Origin of the sequence: Peptoclostridium acidaminophilum DSM 3953, assembly GCF_000597865.1 — a bacterium.
Taxonomy (GTDB): domain Bacteria; phylum Bacillota; class Clostridia; order Peptostreptococcales; family Peptostreptococcaceae; genus Peptoclostridium_A; species Peptoclostridium_A acidaminophilum.
On record NZ_CP007453.1, the window covers coordinates 183528 to 198432 of the forward strand.

General features: G+C 36.7%; 14 protein-coding genes, 1 pseudogene and 1 riboswitch. Of the genes and pseudogenes, 14 read left to right on the forward strand and 1 reads right to left on the reverse strand.

Annotation, left to right across the window (positions count from 1 at the left end):
- The first annotated feature begins 13 nt into the window (after positions 1 to 13).
- The 11 genes from EAL2_RS11825 to EAL2_RS11875 all read left to right on the forward strand — a co-directional run bounded on the left by EAL2_RS11825 (position 14) and on the right by EAL2_RS11875 (position 8953).
- Positions 14 to 415, forward strand: a complete 402-nt coding sequence (locus tag EAL2_RS11825; protein WP_025436587.1) for a phage holin family protein — start codon at positions 14 to 16, stop codon at positions 413 to 415.
- Between the two features lies 1 nt (position 416).
- A complete protein-coding gene (locus EAL2_RS11830) occupies positions 417 to 1130 on the forward strand; it encodes an N-acetylmuramoyl-L-alanine amidase (RefSeq protein WP_025436588.1) in 714 nt (237 codons plus the stop codon).
- A gap of 24 nt (positions 1131 to 1154) precedes the next feature.
- Positions 1155 to 1592 (forward strand): hypothetical protein, encoded by a 438-nt coding sequence (locus EAL2_RS11835; RefSeq protein WP_025436589.1) that lies wholly within the window; start codon positions 1155 to 1157, stop codon positions 1590 to 1592.
- A complete protein-coding gene (locus tag EAL2_RS15615) occupies positions 1573 to 1728 on the forward strand; it encodes an SHOCT domain-containing protein (RefSeq protein WP_168023682.1) in 156 nt (51 codons plus the stop codon). The genes EAL2_RS11835 and EAL2_RS15615 overlap by 20 nt, the downstream gene beginning before the upstream one ends.
- 65 nt (positions 1729 to 1793) lie before the next feature.
- Entirely contained in the window at positions 1794 to 3122 is a 1329-nt protein-coding gene (locus tag EAL2_RS11840; protein ID WP_025436590.1) for a recombinase family protein, read from the forward strand.
- Positions 3101 to 4690 (forward strand): recombinase family protein, encoded by a 1590-nt coding sequence (locus EAL2_RS11845; RefSeq protein ID WP_025436591.1) that lies wholly within the window; start codon positions 3101 to 3103, stop codon positions 4688 to 4690. The genes EAL2_RS11840 and EAL2_RS11845 overlap by 22 nt, the downstream gene beginning before the upstream one ends.
- Positions 4691 to 4963: 273 nt before the next feature.
- Positions 4964 to 5554: a TetR/AcrR family transcriptional regulator gene (locus EAL2_RS11850; RefSeq protein WP_025436592.1), complete on the forward strand. Its 591-nt coding sequence runs from the start codon at positions 4964 to 4966 to the stop codon at positions 5552 to 5554.
- 127 nt (positions 5555 to 5681) lie between these two features.
- Positions 5682 to 6032: a Na-translocating system protein MpsC family protein gene (locus EAL2_RS11855; RefSeq protein ID WP_025436593.1), complete on the forward strand. Its 351-nt coding sequence runs from the start codon at positions 5682 to 5684 to the stop codon at positions 6030 to 6032.
- A 16-nt stretch (positions 6033 to 6048) separates the two neighbouring features.
- On the forward strand, positions 6049 to 7176 hold the full coding sequence (locus EAL2_RS11860) for an EAL domain-containing protein (protein ID WP_025436594.1): 1128 nt from the start codon (positions 6049 to 6051) through the stop codon (positions 7174 to 7176).
- A 40-nt stretch (positions 7177 to 7216) separates the two neighbouring features.
- Positions 7217 to 8370 (forward strand): IS3 family transposase gene (locus EAL2_RS11870; protein WP_456299450.1). Its coding sequence is split into 2 segments (ribosomal slippage): positions 7217 to 7499 and positions 7499 to 8370, totalling 1155 coding nucleotides; the frame shifts between segments, so codons are not numbered across the junction.
- Positions 8371 to 8458: 88 nt separating this feature from the next.
- Positions 8459 to 8953, forward strand: coding sequence for an EAL domain-containing protein (locus EAL2_RS11875; protein ID WP_278246870.1), 495 nt, complete (start codon positions 8459 to 8461; stop codon positions 8951 to 8953).
- A gap of 337 nt (positions 8954 to 9290) precedes the next feature.
- Positions 9291 to 9390: riboswitch (cyclic di-GMP riboswitch) on the forward strand.
- Between the two features lie 200 nt (positions 9391 to 9590).
- On the opposite strand, the pseudogene EAL2_RS11880 reads toward EAL2_RS11875, so the two are convergent.
- Positions 9591 to 11152 (reverse strand): annotated as a pseudogene (locus EAL2_RS11880) (IS3 family transposase).
- 491 nt (positions 11153 to 11643) lie between these two features.
- Here EAL2_RS11880 and EAL2_RS11890 point away from each other — a divergent pair.
- From EAL2_RS11890 to EAL2_RS11900, 3 genes are all read left to right on the forward strand, one after another.
- Positions 11644 to 12003: a hypothetical protein gene (locus EAL2_RS11890; RefSeq protein WP_025436598.1), complete on the forward strand. Its 360-nt coding sequence runs from the start codon at positions 11644 to 11646 to the stop codon at positions 12001 to 12003.
- Between the two features lie 1298 nt (positions 12004 to 13301).
- Positions 13302 to 13718 (forward strand): hypothetical protein, encoded by a 417-nt coding sequence (locus tag EAL2_RS11895; RefSeq protein ID WP_025436599.1) that lies wholly within the window; start codon positions 13302 to 13304, stop codon positions 13716 to 13718.
- Between the two features lie 38 nt (positions 13719 to 13756).
- A complete protein-coding gene (locus EAL2_RS11900) occupies positions 13757 to 14890 on the forward strand; it encodes an AAA family ATPase (protein WP_051489250.1) in 1134 nt (377 codons plus the stop codon).
- Positions 14891 to 14905 lie beyond the last annotated feature (15 nt).

Consider the following 14905-nt stretch of genomic DNA (forward strand, 5'->3'; position numbering starts at 1 on the left):
GAGGAATAAAGATATGAAAGACATTTCAAACTGGAGTCAAATCGCATGCGCTATGATTGGTGCTTACTTAGGTTGCTTTTTAGGCGGTTGGGATGGATTTCTTTACGCATTGGTTGCCTTTGTAGTTATCGACTACTTAACGGGTGTTATGGTGGCGATCCTGGAAAAAAGGCTCTCAAGTGAAATCGGTGCAAAAGGCATTTTCAAGAAAGTCATGTTGTTTTCACTTGTAGCTGTAGCACACATTGTTGATGCTCAACTTATCGAATCAGGGAGCACTATTCGTACTGCGGTTATATTTTTCTATTTATCAAACGAGGGAATCAGCATACTTGAAAACGCCACAAAGATAGGGCTCCCTATACCTGAAAAGCTTAAAGCTGTTTTGATGCAGCTGAAAAAGGAGGAAAATTGACATGAAAATTAAAATATACCTTAGTCCGTCAAACCAGCCCAATAACAAATATTGCATAGGCAACACAAATGAAAAAGAGCAGATGGAGGATTTGGCAAAACGCATAAAGTGCATACTCGACAGCGAATATGAATGTGAAGTGATTATGGCCATGCTTTCTCTTGGGATTGGAATAGAAGGAAGAGCAAGTGAAGCCAAGGGCAAGAAATGCGATGTGTACCTTGCAATCCACTCCAACGCCGGGAATGGAAAGTCAGCCGGGGCAGTCGCTTTCTATAATCCAGGCAGCGTCACATCAAGAATATTAGCGACAAATATTGTAAAAGAGCTAAATGCGATATGTCCTATAAAAACTAACAGAGGAATTTCAGTTGCAAGTGGATTGGAAGCCTTCAATGGCAAGGGCTATGGTGAAGTCAGAAACCCAGGGAATCTAGGAATGATAGCCGTGCTTGCTGAAACAGACTTCCACGACAATCCCCATACCGCCAAATGGATAATATCAAGCAAAGATGCAATCGCAAGGGCTTATGTAAATGCACTTGTAAGCACGTTCAATATATCAAAGAAAAAAGCGGCAGCAACCTTGGACGGCAAGAAGGAACAGAAGCTTTACAGAGTACAGGTAGGAGCTTTTTCAGATGAAACAAATGCGCAGGCTATGCTTAAAAAGCTCAAGGTGGCGGGATTTGAGGGCTATGTCAAGCATGAGTGATTTTTGAGTTGTGGAGGTTAGAACATGACTGTTGAACAGGAACAAAGAATTAGACAAATGAGGCAGAGCGGACAAAGCTACTTACAGATTGCATCGGATCTGCTTATTTCGATAAACACAGTAAAATCCTATTGCCGGCGTAATAACATTGGCGTTTCTAAAATTGAGAAAAAAGAACCAATGAAAGAAATACATACTGTCTGCAAACAATGCAAAAAACCGCTGGAGCAGGGGGTAAAGGGGCAGCCGAAAAAATTCTGCTCCGAGGAATGCCGCCGCGCATGGTGGAAGGCAAATGCCAATCAGGTTGTTAAAAGTGCATATTATAAGCTTACTTGTACCGAGTGTGGGAAAGAGTTCGAAAGCTACGGCAACAAAAATCGCAAATTCTGCACCCATGCATGTTACATAAAAAATCGATTTGAGAAAGTGAGGGCTTGCCATGACAAAAGAGCAATTTGAACGTGAAAAGAACTATAGGATATCGATCGCTATCGCCAAGGAAATGCTCTCGAAAAGGATTATAAACGAGAGGGAATACAGCAAAATTGATAAAATGCTTGTTGCTAAATATAACCCTGTATTTGGAGGCTTGTAAGCCTTAATAAGCTTGCTATGTATCAAAATCAGAGTTAACATGGTGCTTGAAAGGAGGAGCTTTCAATGACCAGAATAATAAGGAAGATAACGCCTAAGGCGCCAAAAGCACCCATAAAAAAACGTGTTGCAGCTTATGCAAGGGTATCGAGTGGCAAGGATGCAATGTTGCAGTCGTTATCAGCCCAAATAAGCTACTATAGCGAATTCATTCAAAAGCGTTATGACTGGGAGTATGCGGGGGTTTATGCAGATGAAGCGGCTACAGGTACTAAGGACAATAGAAAAGAGTTTCAGCGCCTTTTAAGCGACTGCAGAAGCGGCAAAATAGACATGGTAATAACTAAATCCATTTCCCGTTTTGCAAGAAACACCCTTACTGTGCTGGAAACGGTTAGGGAATTAAAGGGAATAAGCGTAGATGTATACTTTGAAAAAGAAAATATTCACTCAATAAGTGGGGATGGAGAGCTGATGCTAACCATCCTCTCTTCTTTTGCCCAGGCGGAAAGCCTTTCTGTAAGCGAAAACTGCAAGTGGAGAATTAGAAAGCGTTTTGCAGAAGGGGAGCTTGTCAACCTGCGCTTCATGTACGGCTACCGCATTGAAAAAGGGAGAGTAGAGGTCAATCAGAAGCAGGCTAAGATTGTCCGTATGATTTTTAATGACTATATTAGCGGCTTGGGATGCACAGCGATTGCAAACAAGCTGCGAAGGATGGGCATCCAAAGTTTAAGAGGCGGCATATGGAATTCAGACATTGTAGCCCAGATAATAAAAAACGAAAAATATATTGGCAATGCGCTGCTACAGAAAAAGCATGTGTCAAACCACCTGACAAAGAAACTCATTGCAAACAAAGGAGTTCTCCCTAAATATTACGCAGAAGGCACACACCCACCAATAATTGACGCAGCAACCTTTCAACTGGCCCGGGAAATCATGGCGAAAAATTGGATCCTCAATGAGGGGAAAAAGGCTGCAGGAACATATCCGTTCACTTCAAAAATCAAATGCGGCAAGTGTGGGAAAAACTACAAGCGCAAAACCACTCATGGACAAGCTTTCTGGAATTGCTCGACTCACATTAAATATGGCAAAGAGGTCTGCCACACCAAACGTATACCTGAGTCGATTCTTTGCTTAGTGGCAGCAAATGCACTGGGGATTGAGGAATTTGATGAGGTGACTTTCAACCGCCAAATAGAGGAGATTCAGATTCCTGATGCGAACCTGCTTTTATTTGTTTTCAACGATGGGCGCACAGATCTAAGAGAATGGCAGAGCAAATCACGTAGTGAAAGTTGGAATGAGGAAGCAAGGGAAAAGGCCAGAATGCGCCAGATTGAATACTTAGAAGGGAGGAAGGGAGAATGCGTACGGCACGTGCAGTAAGAATGATACCTGCAACGGCAAAACTTCATGAGCCTGTTGCAAATAACGCCATAGGGCAGAAAAGGGTCGCGGCCTATGCGAGGGTTTCAACAGACAACGACGAGCAACTCTCAAGCTATGAGGCACAGGTAGATTACTATACAAGACACATCAAGTCGAATCCAGAGTGGGATTTTGTTGAGGTTTATGCAGACGAGGGCATTTCGGCTACCACCACAAAAAGACGCGACGGTTTCAACAGAATGATAGCTGACGCATTGGATGGAAAAATAGACCTAATTATTACAAAGTCGATATCCCGCTTTGCAAGAAACACTGTTGACACACTTACAGCGGTTCGTCAGCTAAAGGAAAAAGGTGTGGAAGTCCGTTTCGAGAAAGAAAATATATGCACCATGGACAGCAAAGGAGAGCTGCTGATTACTATTATGTCATCATTGGCCCAGGAGGAATCAAGGTCACTAAGTGAAAATGTCACTTGGGGCCAGAGAAAACGATTTGCCGATGGCAAAGTAAGTCTTCCATACAAGCAGTTTCTTGGCTATGAAAAAGGTGATGACGGCTTGCCCAAAATTGTCAAAAAAGAAGCTGAGGTGGTAAGGCTTATATATAAACTCTATATTGAAGGGAAAACAATGGCAGGAATAGCAAGGCATCTTATTGAAAAGGGGATACCGACGCCTGGAGGCAAAAAGAAATGGCAATCCAGCACTGTAATGAGCATACTCAAAAATGAAAAATACAAGGGGGATGCCATCCTTCAAAAAACATTTACAGTCGACTTTTTAACTAAGAAGAAGAAAGTCAACGAAGGTGAGGTTCCGCAGTACTACGTTGAAAACAGCCATCCGGCCATAATAACTCCGGAGGCGTTCGACCTTGTCCAAAGCGAGATTAAAAAACGCAGGGAAGCCAAAGGGTATAAGACCGGAGGCAGCTGTTTTTCTGGAAAAATCATATGCGGTGAGTGTGGAAGCTTTTACGGAAGCAAGGTCTGGCATTCCACTACAAAGTACAGACGGACGATATGGCAGTGCAATCACAAGTTTAAAAACGATAGAAGGTGTAAAACTCCGCATCTATATGAAGACAAGATCAAAGAGGTATTTGTGGAAGCATTTAATGAAATTATTAATAACAAAGATGAGTTTCTGCAATGCTATGAAGATATGACTAAAGCCTTAACAGATACATCTACGCTTGATAGAGAAATTGCTAAGAGTCAGGAAGAGTTGGAAATTGTAGCAGAGCTGCTACGTAAATGCGTACAGGAAAATGCAAATTCCGTATTAAACCAAGAAGAATATCAGCAGCGCTACAGCGACCTTTATCAGCGCTATGATAATGAACAAAAAAGAATTGCCGAAATAAACGACAAAAGGAGGGAGCACAACGGTAAACGCGAAAGCATAATGGAATTCATATGTAGGCTGGAACAGAGTAAAACCTTACTGACTGAGTTTGATGAAGGGCTTTGGAATGCTACTGTTGAAGCTATAAAGGTGCATTCGGAAAATAACGTGTCATTAATTTTTAAGGATGGAACTGAACTGGAATTGAATATCTAGAGCATACAAAACCCGCAGAAGAACTAGTTTTTTCTTGCGGGTTTTTTTGTGGTTTATTCAAATCTCCGAGATACTATTTAAAAGAAAAAGTAAATTCCGTTTAGACATACAAACGGAACTTACTTTTTCTTTTAAGGTTTTTTTGATATTAACTAAGGTTTATTAATCTTGCTTGAAGAAAGGTAAACATTTAACTTGCGTCAATATATTTCATTTGATAGTATTAACTTACGACTATTCGTAAGTTGGATTAAGTCAGGGAGTGAATAAATTATGATGAAAAATAAAATTTTAATAGAAGCAACCATGTTGTTTGCAGAGAAGGGCACTTTGTTTAGTATGAACGAATTAGCTCAGTCGATAGGTTTAAAGGCACCGTCACTTTATAACTACTACAAAAGTAAAGAGGAATTATTATTTGATATTGTAGCAAGTGAATTAGATCATTACTATGAATATTTCAATAGCATAGTTGAACATTCAAATGTTCCCCCTGATAGGCAAATAAAGAAGATATTTTATTCTATTATTGATTATTACTCAGATCCAATTAAGGCGCGATTTTGGAGAAGGTTTGGCTTACTGGATGAAAAATATATAGATCGGGTCAGAAATACATTGGCCGAAAATGATAAAGTAATAATTGAAAAACTAAGGCTCATTTTTGAAGATTGTGTTCAACTTAAAATTGTTCAAGAACATATTAATTTAGAAAGTACTCTGTTCCAGTATCATATGGTGATACAGGGAGTAATTTCAAATAGAGTATATTATGATAAAGATAATCCCTTTTACAATAAAGTAATTGATTTAGCTTGGGAAGGTTTCTGGACGAGGCTGAATGGTCATGAGCGAACAAAATAGGGCTCAAATAAAAAATGTAGCGGTTCGACAATATAGTAGATGCATTTAGCAGCTAAAATTGTAAACCGGGAAGAGTTGAAATAATTCTTTCCGGTTTTTATTTTTGATGGGAGGATTGCGCAACATTATGAAAACTCATGAAAGAGACATTTGTTTTTTAATAATCCAACACATAAAGGAACTTACAGGACGAGGCCCTAAAAATATTCACGCCAGAATTGATGAGAATAAAATTGAGATTCATTTCTGGTTACAAAAAACTCCGTTGGAAAAGTACGCCTGTGATGAATTGCAAAAAGGTAAATATTTGGTTGGCAAAATATACAAAGACGTTCTACAGCATAGGGTGAAGGATATTGAAAATGAACTAAGCATACAATTTGAAAGAAAAATAGCATTTTATTATCTTGATGTTGATATTGATAAAGATAAATACATCCTGAGATTTTTATATGATGAGATTCTGCAGAATGTTTAGATAGGAGGTTTACCATATGAAAGAAGTTGCGAAAAAGTTGAATATATCGGCTATTTGTAAATTGTTGGGCGTTATAGTCCTGGTTACAACTATTTTAATTTTCGTATATTTAACAAATGGTACTCAAAATGTCTATCTTCATCTAATCTACATACCAATTATATTAGCAGCATACTTTTGGGGTGTTAGAGGAAGTCTTATTGTCGCGCTGGTTTCAGGTATTTTAGCAGGTCCTTTCATGCCTTTAATTGTATCGCAAGGGATAATGCAAAGCACAGAGAATTGGACCACTAGAATTATTATTCTTAGTATAGTTGGAAGTATTACAGGTATTTTGTTCAAGAAAGTAGATAAATTGAACGAGGAAATACGAAAAAAAGATCTAATCAACCCTTTTACAGGGCTGTATAATACGAATAAACTGATTGAAGACCTACAAGAAAAAATCCATAATAAAGAAAAATTCACAATTATATCTATTAAATTAACGAATATTGAAGGTATAGGCAAATATGTAAATCATTCGATTGTTGAAAATTTAACTAAAAATCTTATTAATGAGCTTATGCATGGGTGTAGAAGAGATGCTTTATATGCATCCAGTGATAATGAAATCATTTCAATTGCTTGTGCAGAATGTGATCATATTGAAAAAACTAAGAAAACAATTAAAAAATATTCAAATGCTATAAATATAGAAGGCTACAGCGTTAGGTTAGCTATAAAAGCTGGGATTTACAATTATTCCGGAGAGATAGAAAACCCACTTGAGGTATTTATTAAAGCGAGGATAGCATACGAGCAAGGTGATAAGCATGAATCTGGAATATATTATTATAACGATGATTTGGAAGAAAAAAGAAAAGAAATGTATGAAATAGCAGGTACACTTAATGATGCATTAAAGAATAAAGAGTTATATTTGCTTTATCAACCCAAAATCAACATATTTGAGAATACAGTATCGGGCGTAGAAATATTAATAAGATGGAATAGAGGCAGCAGAAAACCAGTTGGGCCAAATGTATTTATTAAAATCGCTGAAGAAATTGGTTTGATTAAAGAAATATCAAAATATGTAATAGAACACGCTTCGGAGCAAATTGTCGACTGGGAAAGGAGAGGGATTAAAATGTACACATAGCATTGGACACATATTCTAAAAAATAAGATAAAATAAGAACATGAGCAGAATGAGAAGAAACTGGACCCCTGAGGAGAAAGCCGCAATAGTGCTTGAACTCCTTCGCGAAGAAAGCACATTGGCTGAAATCGCTAAAAAATATGATGTATCACAACAATTAATTAGTCGCTGGAAAGCAGAGTTTTTATCCAACATGTCCGCCGTATTTGATAAGAAGAACGAAAACATTGAAAAGATTCAGCGCGAACATGAAGATGAAAAGGAGCATCTTATAAAGAAAATTGGTGAACTCACACTGGATGTAGACTGGCTTAAAAAAAAACAGGTGCAAATCTCACAAATGAAGAAAAAAGGTCGCTGATTGAATGGACTGATTCAGATCTAACAGTCAAACATCAATGTGAATTGATTGATTTGCCACGATCCAGTGCATATCACAAGCCTGTTGAAATAAGCCCATCGAAGGATGAGATTACCATAAAAAATGCCATTGATAGAATTCACTTTGACGAACCTTCATACGGTGTTAGAAGGATACGCAATGAGCTATGCAAACTCGGATTCAACCATGTGGGCAGACGCTTGGTTAAGCGATACATGCAGGAAATGGACATTACCTGCTTCTATCCTGGCCCTAATTTGAGTAAGCGTGCAAAACAATCCAAGACATACCCATATCTCTTAAGACATCTTGACATTAATCGTCCAAATCAAGTCTGGTCTATTGATATCACTTATATAGGAACCCCGACAGGATTTGTATATCTAACAGCCATAATCGACTGGTATTCAAGATTTATCGTAGGTTATACCATTAGCAACACTTTGCAAACAGATATGGTCATACGCGCAGTAGAAAGCGCTGTAAAGGAGCACGGCATGCCCGAAATTATTAACAGTGATCAAGGCAGCCAATTCACATCACAAGCTTACATTGATTGTATTAAGCATCTAAAAATGACTAAAATCAGCATGGACGGCAAAGGCCGAGCAACTGACAACATAGCAATTGAAAGATTTTTCCGTTCATATAAGTGGGAACGCTTGTATTTGCTGTGCCCTGAAACTGTTCATGAAGTTAAATCACTCACAAAAGAATACATAGAAACATACAATTACAAAAGAGGGCATCAGAGTTACAACTACCGCACACCAGCTGATGTGTATTACGGACATCAGCCACTTGCAGCCTAATATTTTATCACGAAAGGAGACTTATCTTAGAAAATCGAATTTCGTGTCTTGACAAGCGTGCACATTATAGATTGTCACAAACTATGCCATTAATTTGACCGCTAAAGAATTACTTGATGAAGATTTTATAGAATGGTCTCAAGAACTAATTGAAAGAAAGAATTTAGATAGATCAAGATTCGAAATCGAAATAACAGAGCGGGTTATTAACTTAGAAGGCAAAAAATTGTTAGCCATATTAAAATATCTTAGAGGTTTAGGATATAAAATTTCGATAGATGACTTTGGAACGGGTTATAACTCTCTTATGAGTGTTGGAGAAATACCGTTTGATTTATTGAAAATTGATAAATATTTTATTGATCGTTTGAAACAAAGGGAAGTAAGAGAACTAGTAAGCAGTATAATAAACTATACTCATGGTCTTGATAAAATGGTAGTGGCTGAAGGCGTAGAAACAAAGCAGCAATTAGATATTCTTAAAGAACTTATGTGTGACAAAGTTCAAGGATACTATTATAGTAAACCTTTATTACCGTATGAATTCGAGGAGTACTATAAAAAATACAGCATTAAAAGGTAACAAATACTTCTTAAATGTTGTGTGTAAAGGTTTCATGGTTTTAGTTTACCATTTACAAAATGTTTTTTTAATGCTATGGAAAGTGAACTTAAACACTGATTCTATGATTTTTGAACGAAGTGATCGGATGCACACACTTAAAATGATCACCAATTTGAAGTATCCTTCAAATTGTGAATTCCACTTTACAATCTATATTTGCTATGAAGTAATATAATTTAGTATCTTTAGTCCTTTAATAAATAAATCTATTGACAGCTAGCGTAGTAAAATCACGATAAATTGGTATGGGTATAAAGACCTAATTATATTCATTACTAGTTTATATCATACCTAATTTAATAATTGGCAAACTTGTCTAAAGGCAGGGACGCAAAGCCATGGGTCTAAGGAATAATTCTATGACTGGAATATTCTATGATTGCCAGGTTGCACAAATATAATCTAATTTCTTTAAATTGAGAAATTTTCTGTGGGCTCAATTTAAAGAAATTAGATATATTACCCTAAAACCATTTAAAGACTTATGTTTGCATATAGTTTAAATGGTTTTCTTATTTTAATCATATAAACAATAGACTTATAGATATCGGTGTTTGTCAATTAAGTTGTCATAAATTACTGGAATATGTATTTGCTAAGAAAGCTTTTCTTCTTCCTCGCTTTTAGGAGAAATTCGTTCGGGATTCAGCCAAACGCGTTCTTCAAGCTCCCAATTGCGTGTGCTACCCGACCAGCGTTCGGGGTGGGCTTTTTTAGCAGCTTCATATACTTCTTTACGCCTTGAAAATACTGATTCTGACTGCCCATCATGTCTTTGTTTTGGGGTCAGGAAATTAAGCCCACTGTGTCTGTGTTCTTGATTGTACCATGTTACAAACTCCAAGACCCATTCACGGGCAGCTACTATACTTGCAAAACCTTTGGTTGGAAATCCGGGTCTGTATTTGCAGGTTTTAAATACGGATTCAGCATAGGCGTTGTCATTGCTTACACGGGCTCTGCTTCTAGATGGAATTATTCCAAGCTGATACAGTGTTTCAAGCAGGGAAGCGCCCTTCATCGGACTGCCGTTGTCAGAGTGCAAAACCAGCGGTACACCTGAAAGTGTTCGTCGTTCAGCCATAATGGCCCTACGAACAAGAATGCTGGCATTTTCAGCACTTTCAACAGGCCATACTTCCCATCCAACAATTTTCCGGCTGAAGAGATCGACTATCATGTACAGGTAGTAATAGAACCCTTTAACATCGGCTGGAAGGTATGTTATGTCCCACATCCACACTTGGTTGGGGCCATCAGCGCTATGTGTTGAAACAGGTCTGTTTGATGGTTTTTTAGCCTTGCCTCTGTGGTGTTGCATGTTGTGTTGTTTTAGTACGCGATACATGGTTGATTCTGATGCGATGTATAAGCCTTTGTCAGCAAGTCTTGGAACTATCTGGCTTGGCGGCAGGCTTTTGAATTCTGGCTGGTTTACTATTTCGATTACTTTTGCTTGCTCGTCATCGGTAAGCTTGTTATGAGGCATTGGACGCTTTGCATGAGGCCGTTGATCTTCATTTGGGGCTTTGTTGCTTCTCCATCTAAATAAAGTTCTGTGGCTAATCCCAATAACCTCACAGGCATTGTGTTCTCTTGCTCCATTAACTGTTGCTTCTTCAATCAGCTGTATTGCTATAGCGCGATCTTGGGCACTGATCATTCGTCCTCGTTTTCCCCCCAGATCGCTTGGGCCTTTTTTCTAAGAACTATAAGCGCGGCAGTTTCAGCAAGGGCGGCTTCTTTTCTTTTGAGTTCTGATGTAAGCTTTTTAATTTCTTTATCTTTTTCCTTGTTGGATCGCTGCAGCTTTGCGGCTTCCTGCGCAACTCCGCCGTTAGCTTGCATACACGCATCACGCCAGGCTTGCACCTGTTCAACGAAAAGTCCTTTGCTTCGGCAATACTCTGCAAGCTCAATTTCGCTCAGGGCTGCGGTTTCAACAACTATGAGGAATTTGTCTTGAGTTGTCCATTTTTCGGATTCTTCTTCACCAGCTGTAACTGCAAATCCGTTGGCGCGAGCTTTACGCTTCCACATATGCAGTGTGTTTTCCGACAAACCAGTTTCTCTGGCAATCGAAGCTATTGATTCGCTGTTTGGGGGCATCATTCTTTTTATAATAGATTCTTTAAATTCTTTACTATAGTGAGCCATAATCATCCTCCGTAAATTTAGTTATAATACTACTTTACATTTAAAAGATGTTTATGACAACTATGCTAACACATAGGGCATCCTATGCAAACCATAACTTTTTAGTAAATAATTGTTATTAATGGGTATTAACAACCAATGGCGGCACTGGATTGGTGTGTTTGGGCAATAGAGTTAGAAGCGGTGCGGTATTCACAATATGTCATGCAAGGGGGTTGCGATGGGAGTCAACTATAGGAAATGCCCAAAATGCGGTTCGAAGAATTCATTGAAAATCATATACAGAAAGCCAAGCTACAGTTTTTTGTTAAACGATGAAAGAGTCAAATTTGGAGGCTGTAGTTTTATACTTGATAGCCCTGAATACTTCTATGAGGATTGAGAAAATGAATGGGACAGGAAGCAGGTTGCTGATGCGGCCTACATTGAATAGATGGTGTGTTTGAGGGTTTTTAAAGGTTAAAACAATAAAACTATTGGGGGTTTTCAGATTGACGAAAAAATTCTTGTTGGAGCAATGCAGAAGGTCGACAGTATTCGATTTTAAAGAAACGGAAAACGAGCCTTATTGGAGGAATCATGACGAAGGAAAGGAATCTATCAGGCGCGAGTTTGTGGAGTTTTTAAACACCATGGATGATGTGAACCGCAAAAAAATAGAAAAATGGCTGAGGGGCATAATGAAGGTTTCCTGGGATGTATATGATGAGATAGATGGCAAGTATGACTATACTGTTGAACACATGACTCCGGAGGAAGATAGAAGATATGCATATCACGAAGGGCGGGAGTGCATGGCTGATCTTCTTCTGAGAATCATCATGAAGAAGGAGTATATTTGGAAGGTTTAATGGATACCAGAGATTAGTTATACTAAATTGTTTTATTGTTTCCGGGTTTTTCATGATTTTAAATTGAGAGTATTTAGAAAAGTTTGAAATAAGCAAGGAAAAGTTCTTTTTGATAAGAGAGGAGTATATATGTCTGCGGTGGCTATATTTTGATTGGCAGAAGGAATAACAGTTATTTCAGATACTCGAGAAACAATTGTTGATTACGAATTAGACATACATTTAAACTATTTGACGATTACTTGATGGAAATTTTCCTGTTCAAAAAAGGATGTTTATAGCTTTATCTAGAAATTGTTATTTTGGTGTTATGAAAAATTTGATGCAGATATTCCAGAATGAAATAAATTAAGAAAGCATCCTACATTATTGTTGGATTTGTTTGTTTTGTTGATTTAAGGAGATTGAAAATGACAGTTCAATTAACGGCAAGGATTTTTCTTTTTCCGTTTTTGTTCTTCAAATATTGATAGCTGAATATATGAGGCGTTATTGGAATTTAATGTATTTTGAAATATTTGAGTAAAAAATGTATAATGAGGATATGCACATCAAGATGTAAATCAATTGTGTTCGGAGGATTGAAAATAGATGAGATTCAGAAAAAACTAATTGAATTGTCACAGCGGGTTTTTTGATAGCGACGATGATGCAATTGGCTGCATATTTATCAGAATTTGATAGGTTCAAGGGAAACCGTACATATAACAATAGTTTTGCTAACGTATCTTTAAATCAAGGTGATTTCCAAACTACAACAAATATGCTACAAGAGCCGATGCACGCATATTCGCCAAGGCACTACCATACTCTTAATACAATTTAATCAACAAGATAGTTAATATATCTGATGTATCCCAGCGCCTTATTATATTCGATAACAAATCAACTGTACTACAAGCCCCTACATATTCAAACTGTACCGTACAGGTATAGTCACGGGCTCTGAAGCCAAAGGAACATTCAAGTACGAAAGCAACATTACAAGTATTGAAATGGCTAAAACATAAGCAGGGTGGTAAAGCCAGAAGGACGTAAACATTTACATTAGGTAACCAAGTTCAGACTCATGATTCAGGGGCAATGACTACTGCACGATAGGGGACAAGGTCAATATGCAACCAAGATAAACGAGTATGGATAGTAAATTTATAACAACCCAGCATATAAACTCAAAAGAATAGATGCAAAGCATGGTAGAAATATATACGGCTCAAACAGTCAAGAAGAATATAATGCCGTAATGAAGAAAACCAATGAAAATTTGTCATTAATTAAAGTATACGAGGAGGTATATTATGGATTTTACAATATTCAATCAAATAGTAGATGAAATTTGCCAAATTAGACGAGATTTAAATGCTTTAGTTAACACTTTATTGGATGATGGAAACGATGCATCTGATATTGATGAGATGTTAAAATATATAAATGCTAGATTTAAAGCCAAGAATATTGAACATGATTTAAGTGTGATATCAGAGATATTATTTGCATTAGGTGATTTATATGACTTGAGTTTAAATGTAGAAAGCGAAAAAGACAAATTTTTAACACTTAAGTTATATAATTCTAATAAAGATAGGCTTGAGCGAAGATTTAACAATTTAATTGAGTATTTAAAAACAAGTAATTTAATAGACTATAGACTTATTAATTTAGCGAATGATATGAAAAAAATATATAAACAAGTTATAGATGAAATTATAGTGTAATAGAGTGTAGGCAATAAATATAAAATTGGAGAAGAATAATGTTTGGAAAATTTGAAGAAAGATATTATAAAAATGGTAATTTGAAATTTGAAGGAATAGTTAAGAATGGAGAAGCTAATGGATATGGCAAAGCTTACTATGAAACAGGAGAGTTAAAATATGAAGGTGAATGGGCTAATGGAACATACCATGGAAAAGGAATAGAATATAACTTAGAAGGAAACATACTTTATGAAGGTGAATGGATTAATGGAATCAAATCCTATCAAATTGAAATATCTAATAAGTTAGAAAAAGCAATAGATATCAAGAAGCTAGATGAGTATATGAATGAACTAAACTCTCTAATCGGACTCCATGGGGTAAAAAAAGAAATAAATAGTATAATTAATTTTATAAAGGTGCAAAAACTTAGAAAAGAAAGAGGTTTTTCTATACCTTCAATATCTCTTCATCTAGTATTTACAGGTAATCCAGGAACAGGAAAAACAACTGTTGCAAGGTTAGCGTCAAAAATATATCATGAGCTTGGTTTTTTGACAAGAGGACATTTGATTGAAACGGATAGAACTGGCCTTGTAGCAGGTTATGTGGGACAAACAGCACTTAAGACCAAAGAAATTGTAAAAAATGCATTAGGAGGAGTGCTTTTTATAGATGAAGCATATAGTCTATCATCTGATGATGGATATGGTCAGGAGGCAATCGATACTTTAATGAAATTGATGGAAGACTATAGAGAGGACTTAGTTGTTATTGTAGCAGGGTATCCTGATTTAATGAACAAATTTTTAGTATCTAACCCAGGATTAATGTCTCGATTCAATAAATATATAGATTTTGATGATTATAATGAGAATGAATTGTTTGAAATTCTGAATTATATGTGTAAAAATAATTCATATATTTTAGATGATGATAGCGAAAAATTTGTAAAAGAATTTATAGCAAAATTAGTGACTAATAAGAGTGGGAATTTTGGAAATGCCAGGTTAATAAGAAATTTATTTGAAAAAAGTATAGCCTATCAAGCTAATAGAATAATGAATTTAGATATAATAAAAGATAATGACTTAAAAGTTATTAAAAAGAATGATTTTATGAGAGTTATTCAAAATAATGATTTGAAAAATGATGGGGGCATTATAAATACAGCATCTTCTACTTTGTAAACAAAAATATAAAGA

Bases quoted from the DNA above. Each gene is read 5' to 3' on its own strand.
- EAL2_RS11825 (WP_025436587.1), top strand. From the start codon at position 14: ATGAAAGACATTTCAAACTGGAGTCAAATCGCATGCGCTATGATTGGT.
- EAL2_RS11830 (WP_025436588.1), top strand. From the start codon at position 417: ATGAAAATTAAAATATACCTTAGTCCGTCAAACCAGCCCAATAACAAA.
- EAL2_RS11835 (WP_025436589.1), top strand. From the start codon at position 1,155: ATGACTGTTGAACAGGAACAAAGAATTAGACAAATGAGGCAGAGCGGA.
- EAL2_RS15615 (WP_168023682.1), top strand. From the start codon at position 1,573: ATGACAAAAGAGCAATTTGAACGTGAAAAGAACTATAGGATATCGATC.
- EAL2_RS11840 (WP_025436590.1), top strand. From the start codon at position 1,794: ATGACCAGAATAATAAGGAAGATAACGCCTAAGGCGCCAAAAGCACCC.
- EAL2_RS11845 (WP_025436591.1), top strand. From the start codon at position 3,101: ATGCGTACGGCACGTGCAGTAAGAATGATACCTGCAACGGCAAAACTT.
- EAL2_RS11850 (WP_025436592.1), top strand. From the start codon at position 4,964: ATGATGAAAAATAAAATTTTAATAGAAGCAACCATGTTGTTTGCAGAG.
- EAL2_RS11855 (WP_025436593.1), top strand. From the start codon at position 5,682: ATGAAAACTCATGAAAGAGACATTTGTTTTTTAATAATCCAACACATA.
- EAL2_RS11860 (WP_025436594.1), top strand. From the start codon at position 6,049: ATGAAAGAAGTTGCGAAAAAGTTGAATATATCGGCTATTTGTAAATTG.
- EAL2_RS11895 (WP_025436599.1), top strand. From the start codon at position 13,302: ATGGATTTTACAATATTCAATCAAATAGTAGATGAAATTTGCCAAATT.
- EAL2_RS11900 (WP_051489250.1), top strand. From the start codon at position 13,757: ATGTTTGGAAAATTTGAAGAAAGATATTATAAAAATGGTAATTTGAAA.